This window comes from Pseudomonadota bacterium (genome assembly GCA_010028905.1).
GTDB lineage: Bacteria > Vulcanimicrobiota > Xenobia > RGZZ01 > RGZZ01 > RGZZ01.
Genome location: RGZZ01000291.1, coordinates 1 through 6,540 on the forward strand (window position 1 = coordinate 1; position 6,540 = coordinate 6,540).

Annotated in this window: 6 protein-coding genes and 1 tRNA gene; 4 read left to right on the top strand and 3 right to left on the bottom strand. The window is 64.0% G+C overall.

All coding sequences use genetic code 11. The features are described 5' to 3' along the window. Positions 1-33 precede the first annotated feature (33 nt). Complete coding sequence (gene glgB / locus EB084_17090; GenBank protein ID NDD29974.1) at positions 34-2,307, top strand: 1,4-alpha-glucan branching protein GlgB; 2,274 nt, start codon at positions 34-36, stop codon at positions 2,305-2,307. Positions 2,308-2,384: 77 nt separating this feature from the next. After that, positions 2,385-2,645 carry a hypothetical protein gene (locus EB084_17095; GenBank protein ID NDD29975.1) on the top strand — a complete coding sequence of 87 codons (261 nt, stop codon included), beginning with the start codon at positions 2,385-2,387 and terminating at the stop codon, positions 2,643-2,645. Positions 2,646-2,657: 12 nt separating this feature from the next. Here EB084_17095 and EB084_17100 read toward each other — a convergent pair whose 3' ends face one another. From EB084_17100 to ilvE, 3 genes are all read right to left on the bottom strand, one after another. Then, positions 2,658-3,575: a hypothetical protein gene (locus EB084_17100; GenBank protein ID NDD29976.1), complete on the bottom strand. Its 918-nt coding sequence runs from the start codon at positions 3,573-3,575 to the stop codon at positions 2,658-2,660. A gap of 111 nt (positions 3,576-3,686) precedes the next feature. After that, positions 3,687-3,763 (bottom strand) — tRNA-Pro (locus EB084_17105). A 135-nt stretch (positions 3,764-3,898) separates the two neighbouring features. Then, on the bottom strand, positions 3,899-4,822 hold the full coding sequence (gene ilvE / locus EB084_17110; GenBank protein NDD29977.1) for a branched-chain-amino-acid transaminase: 924 nt from the start codon (positions 4,820-4,822) through the stop codon (positions 3,899-3,901). 191 nt (positions 4,823-5,013) lie between these two features. Between ilvE and EB084_17115 the strand changes: the two genes are divergently transcribed. After that, entirely contained in the window at positions 5,014-5,964 is a 951-nt protein-coding gene (locus EB084_17115; GenBank protein NDD29978.1) for a hypothetical protein, read from the top strand. 69 nt (positions 5,965-6,033) lie between these two features. Next, a partial coding sequence (locus EB084_17120) for a redox-sensing transcriptional repressor Rex (protein ID NDD29979.1) occupies positions 6,034-6,540 on the top strand: 507 nt, incomplete at its 3' end.

Consider the following 6,540-nt stretch of genomic DNA (forward strand, 5'->3'; position numbering starts at 1 on the left):
GTCGACTCATCGCAGCCCACGGTGCCGCTCGACATGCTCGGCCTGCTGCTGCAGGGCCGACACGGCAATCCACACACGATTCTCGGCCTGCACGAAACGACCATCGCCGGCGCGCCGGCGCGCGTCATCCGGGTCTACAACCCACACGCCCGCGAGGTCACCGCGATTGTTGGCGTCGACAAGACGCCGCTGCCGTGCCGTGAGATCGTACCCGGGTACTTCGAGTGCGTGTTTCGGCACGATGCCGAGGGTCCGGTTCGCTACACCCTCCGCTTCGTGTCGGGCGACGCAGTGTGGGAGTGTGCCGACCCCTATGCGTTCCTCCCGACGGTGGGCGACATTGATCTGCATCTTTTCAACGAGGGCCGTCATCACGACATCCATCGCGTCATGGGGGCGCATCCGCGCGAGATCGAGGGGGTTCCGGGCACTGCATTCGCCGTGTGGGCTCCCAACGCCGAGCGCGTGAGCGTCGTCGGTGCCTTCAATCACTGGGATGGTCGCTGCCACGTCATGCGCTCGCTGGGGGTGAGCGGGGTGTGGGAGCTGTTCGTGCCTGGCGTCGGGCCGGGGGAGCTGTACAAGTTCGAGCTGCGCACGCGCGGCGGCGCGCTCCTCACCAAGACCGATCCCTACGGCTTCCAGTTCGAGCTCCGCCCGTCGAACGCCGCCGTGGTCACGTCGCTCGAGGGGTACACGTGGGGCGATTCCGCCTGGATGGAGCGCCGCGCCGCCACGTCGCTGCAGGCGGGGCCGGTGAACATCTACGAGGTGCACCTCGGCTCGTGGATGCAGGACCCCGCGCGCAAGCCGAGATTCATGGGCTACCGGGAGATCGCTCCCCGTCTGGCTCGGTACATGCTCGAGATGGGGTATACCCACGCCGAGCTGCTCCCGATCATGGAGCATCCCTTCGACGGCTCGTGGGGCTATCAGGTGACGGGGTACTACGGGGTGACCAGCCGCTACGGCAGCCCGGAAGACTTCATGTGGTTCGTCGATCACCTGCACCAGCAGGGGCTGGGGGTGATCGTCGACTGGGTGCCCGCCCACTTCCCGCGCGACGCGTGGGCGCTCGGGCGCTTCGACGGCACGGCGCTGTATGAGCACGAAGACCCTCGTCTCGGCGAGCACCGGGACTGGGGAACCTACATCTTCAACTATGGCCGCAACGAGGTTCGCAACTTCCTCGTGGGCAACGCCTTGTTCTGGCTCGAGATGTACCATGTCGACGGGCTGAGGGTCGACGCGGTCGCGTCGATGCTCTATCTCGACTACTCTCGCGATGAGGGGCAGTGGCTTCCCAACCGCCATGGCGGGCGGGAGAACCTCGAGGCCATCGAGTTCCTCAAGCACACCAACATGATCGTTCACGAACGCCATCCCGGGGCGGTGACCATCGCAGAGGAGTCCACCTCGTGGCCGCTTGTGACCCGCCCGGTGTACGTGGGGGGGCTCGGGTTCGACTTCAAGTGGAACATGGGGTGGATGAACGACTTCCTCGAATACGTGAAGCTCGATCCGGTTCACCGCAAGTACCATCACAACAAGCTCACCTTCGCCATGGTGTACGCCTACAGCGAGAGCTTCATGCTCGTTCTCTCGCACGACGAGGTGGTGCACGGCAAGGGATCGCTCGTTGGAAAGATGCCAGGCGACGAGTGGCGCCGGTTCGCCAATCTGCGCGTCTCCCTCGCGTACATGTACTGCCACCCTGGAAAGAAGCTCATGTTCATGGGAGGCGAGTTCGGTCAGGTGCAGGAGTGGTTCGAAGCCGAGAGCCTGCACTGGCACGTGCTCGAGCACCCGTTCCATCAGGGCATGCATCGCTTCAGCCGCGAGGTCGGTCGGCTCTATCTCAATGAGCGCTCGCTGCACGAGGTCGACGCGTCGTGGCAGGGCTTTGAGTGGATTGATTGCAACGACTACGATCACAGCGTTGTCTCATGGATTCGCAGAGCGGAGGATTCAGACGACTTCATCGTCTGTCTCTTCAACTTCACGCCCGTGGTGCGGGAGGGGTGGCGCATCGGCGTGCCCCGCGATGGCCAGTACCTGGAGATCCTCAACAGCGATGGCGATGCCTACGGGGGCAGCAACGTCGGCAATCTCGGCGGGGTGAGCGCCGAAGCCGTGCCGTCGCATGGTCGTCCGTTCTCCATATCGGTGACGATACCGCCGCTTGGCGCGCTCGTTCTCAAGCCTGATCCTGCGACCTGGTCCCCGCTGAACGCGCTCGAGGCGCCGCAAGGGCCGCCGGAAGAAGCGCCGGAAGCTGCGGTCGAGGGCACTGACGGATCCGTCTGAGGGGTGATGTTCACGGTCCTCCTGCGGGGGTAGCACGAGCATGGGACCCCCTGAACAACCAAGAGGAGGATACCGTCATGAGACGACTGGCAGCGTTCCTGATGCTTGCTCTCGTCATGCTCGCGGGCTTGTGCGATCCGTGCAAGGCCGCGCCTGAATCCGTGATCGATCCGAAGGTGCAGCCCTATGTGGGCGATCGCCGCCCCTTCAGCCTGGAAGCGAACTACATGTCGCTGCCTGGCTACCTTCGCTTCGTCGTCTACCAGCGTGAGGGCATCTGGATGGATCGGCGTGAGGCCGAAGCCATCGTGAAGTCGCAGATCGCCACCGGCGAGTAGCCTCGCTGCCGATCAGCGCGCCGTGCTCTCGTCTTCGGCGATCTGGCGCGCCAGGCTGATGCGCTCTGCAGGGGTGGGATGGGTGCGGTTCACCACCTGTGCCTCGCCTGTCAGTACCTCGATCATCTGTGCGAACTCGAGGGAGCGGAGCAGCCCTTCGATGCTGTAGCCGCTCTTCACGATGAGACGAACGCCATGCTCGTCGGCGTCACGCTCTTTCTGGCGCGACGTGTTCGTTCCGAGGTAGGTGCTGATGTAGCGCTGCATGGAGTCTGACGTGAAATCGGTCTGCTGGCTGTACATCTGCAGCAGCTGCTGCGCCTCCGCGCGCTCTCGGCTGTGATGCAGGAACGCATGGCTGCCTTCGTGGGCCATCCAGCTGGCCAGCATCTCGTCGAACAGGACATCGGCACGGTCTCGCTGGGCAGGGGTCATGCCCCACAGGGTCGGCAGCCGATAGGGGTTGTCGGCCCCTGTCACGCGGAGGGTGAGCCGACCTGTCTTCTTGGCCTGGTCGACCTGCGCAACATAGACCGCCAGCCTTCGAACGTAGTCGCACTCCGTGGTGCCATACACGGCTACGCCATCGGCGAGCTTGCGCAGCGTGTCGAGCAGGAGCGCATCGAAGATGATCAGGTGGTGCCAGGTCTGCGCGTTGAACCCCATCTGACCGATGAAGACATAGTACTGAACGGGCTGGGCGCTCTGGAACACCTCTGCGAGATGGGGATTGAGGCGCTGGCTGATGCGTCGCAGCGCACCGTCGTACCGGGTATCGCAGAGATAGGTGCTCTGGTAGCGAGACAGCACCATCGCATCTTGCCACAGCAGCAGATCTTCGAGGGGAACCGGTTGCTGGGCCGCAGCATGGCGAAGCAGCGACGAGACGATGATGCAGGTGAGCGCTGCGAGGCGAATCGACCGAACCATGCGTTGCAGTTTCGTCTTTCGAGCCGGCAAGTCATTCTCGGCGACGCGGCTCGCAAAAGAGAAGAGGGCCGACGTACGATGCAGGACATCTTCGTCGGCCCTCTGATGACGTGGTCGGGGCGAAAGGATTTGAACCTTCGACCCCAGCGTCCCGAACGCTGTGCGCTACCAGGCTGCGCTACGCCCCGGCGTCTCCGCAACCGCCCTGTTTTCGGGAGGCGGAAGCAGCTCCGTCAAGGTCGAGCCCTGACGGCCCTCATAGTTTACTTCGTGCCCCACGGGTTGTCAATACGGATAGCGCTTCCCACGGGGCAGCGAGCTCCTCATTCGCTTGCGAGGTCGCTGGCGCTCACCGACGTGAGCGCCACGTCGCTGTGAATCAGGGTCCCCTCCTGCTGGGTCAGGTGGCGGAACTCCTTGAGCAGGCGCTGGAAGACCGGGCCTGGGGCGCCGGTGCCCACGTTTCTGCCGCTGATGCTCACAACCGGAACGAGCTCGGCGCCGGTGCCCGTCAGGAAGACCTCGTCGGCCACGTAGAGGTCGTGAGGGTTGATCATGGTCTCTTCGACGAGGATGTTGTTGCGCCGCGCGAGGTCGATCACGGCCCCCCGCGTGACGCCCTCGAGGATGCCCACATAGCGCCCAGGGGTGCGGAGCACCCCGTTCTTGTAGACGAAGATGTTCTCGGCCGTGCACTCGGTGACGAAGCCATTGCTGTTGAGCATCACGGCCTCGTCGGCGTCGGTGGTGTTGGCTTCGATCTTGGCGAGGATGTTGTTGAGGTAGTTGAGGCTCTTGATCTTCGAGTCGAGCGCTTCGGGGGAGGTGCGGCGCACCGAAGAGATGATCACGCGCAGCCCGCGGGTGTACTTCTCCTCGGGGTAGAGCTTGATCTTGTCAGCGATGACCACGACCGACGGGCTGGCGCACTTGCGCGGGTCGAGGCCGAGATCACCCTTGCCGCGCGAGATGACGACGCGGATGTAGCCGTCGACGATGTGATTGCGTCGGCACGTCTCGAGAACCACCTCTCGCATCTCGGCCAGCGTGACGGGAATCGTCAGTCGGATGGAGAGCGCTGACTCATAGAGCCGCTCGAGATGCTGCTCGAGTCGGAAGACCCGTCCCCCGTAGGCGCGGATGCCCTCAAAGACGCCGTCGCCATAGAGAAAGCCGTGATCCCACACGGACACCTTGGCGTCTTCGCTGTCGACGTAGGCGCCGTTCACATAGACCTTGAGAGACATCGGGAGAGTCCTCCAGAAGATTGCGGCCCGTCGATCCGCACGGATCATTCGGGAGCGATGTGCGGCGCGGGGCTTCTCCGACGCGCCGCGCCACTCCTTCACGTGATGCGGGGTCTGCCTGTGAAGCACGCCGCGCCTGAAGCATTTGAAATGACCAGCACTCTCTGATATAGTTTCAAGGTCGGTCGCCAGTGCTTCACCTGTCTCTCCTCCGCACGGCTGGCCAACGGGTTGACGCGGGTCTGATCGCTGGCAGCGCCCCACGCGCGGCAACGGCGTTCTCGAAGGGACATCTCACCTTGTCGGTGCTCAGGGCGCTTGCGGGGCTTTTCGGGCGCGGCAACCCGAGCCGCGCCTTCGGCCACGGGGTCTATCTCTCTCCTGCCTGGTCAGACGGCGCTTCCCGCCATCAGTACGCTCCGTTCTTCGCACAGATGAGGCGCCTGTCTGCCTACAAGCTGCTCTTTGATTGCGGCGAGGCCGCTGACGATGGCGCGGTGAGGTTCTCGCGCGCGGGCGAGGATTTCGTGACCGAGGCGGAGCGGTGGGGCCGCGAGCAGAAGCACCCGTTCGCATGCACGGCCTGGGTTCGACTGACCTCTCCCGACGGGCAGTGTCGCGTGCTCTCTCGGGCGTTTGTCCGCAACCTCACCTATAGCCTGCGGTTCTTCCAGATGTTCAGCGCGGTGATGATCGATCCCGGCGTCGAGCCTCCTGAAGAAGACGGTGCGCTCCTCGAACTTGTTCGCGCTGTGCGACGGGAATGTCCGGCTCAGGCGCTCGGCGTACGTCTGCGTGTGCCGTGGCTCGATCGACGAGCGCTCGTTCGCGGGTTGACGGAGACGTGCGCCGACGTCGAGGTCTCACTTCAAGGAGCGTCACAGAGCTCCGTCAAGTACGCGCAGTGGTGCGAGCGCAGCACCAAGGCCGCCATGGAGCTCGTCGGCGCGAAGGCTCTCCTACTCGGCCTGCCTGCCACGTCGCTCGACAACGGCCCACCGGAGTCCCTCGAGTCGGCGCTGAGAGGGGTTCGGCGAGGAATGGAGGCCTACGCGCCGGAGCGTGTGCGTGTTCTGCTCTATCGTGAGGGGCTCGCCAGCGATGCAGACTGGAAGATCTTTGCGAGGGACTGGCTGAGCTGACAAGGCGTCTATCGCGGAAGGCCGCGATGCAGGGGGGGGAAGATGGGGACGCGAACCAACCAACCGCGTATGGAGAAGTTCACGAAGATACCGGAGCCCACCATTCAGCGGCTTCCGCTCTACTACCGGTGTCTCTCGGAGTTTCGCGACAGAGATCGCGAGATCATCTCTTCAGAAGACGTGGCGTCAAAGATCCCGGGCATGAAGGCTTCCCAGTTCCGCAAGGACCTCTCCTATTTCGGGGAGTTCGGCGTGCAGGGCATGGGGTATGTGGTGACCCACCTCCTCGAGCGCATCTCGAACATCCTGCAGCTCAACCGCATCCATTTCGTGGTTCTCGTCGGGGCGGGCAACCTCGGCTCCGCCCTGGTGAACTTCGGGGGCTTTCGGCAGTGGGGCTTTCACGTGACTCGCATCTTCGACAGCAACCCGCAGAAGGTAGGCGGCCGTCTCGCAGATCTCGAGATCGAGGACGTGGCCACCCTCCCTCGTCCGCTCGATGCGAGCATCGGCATCCTGGCGGTTCCCTCTGCGGCGGCCGTGGAGACGGCGCGGGTGCTCATCGAGTCTGGGTGC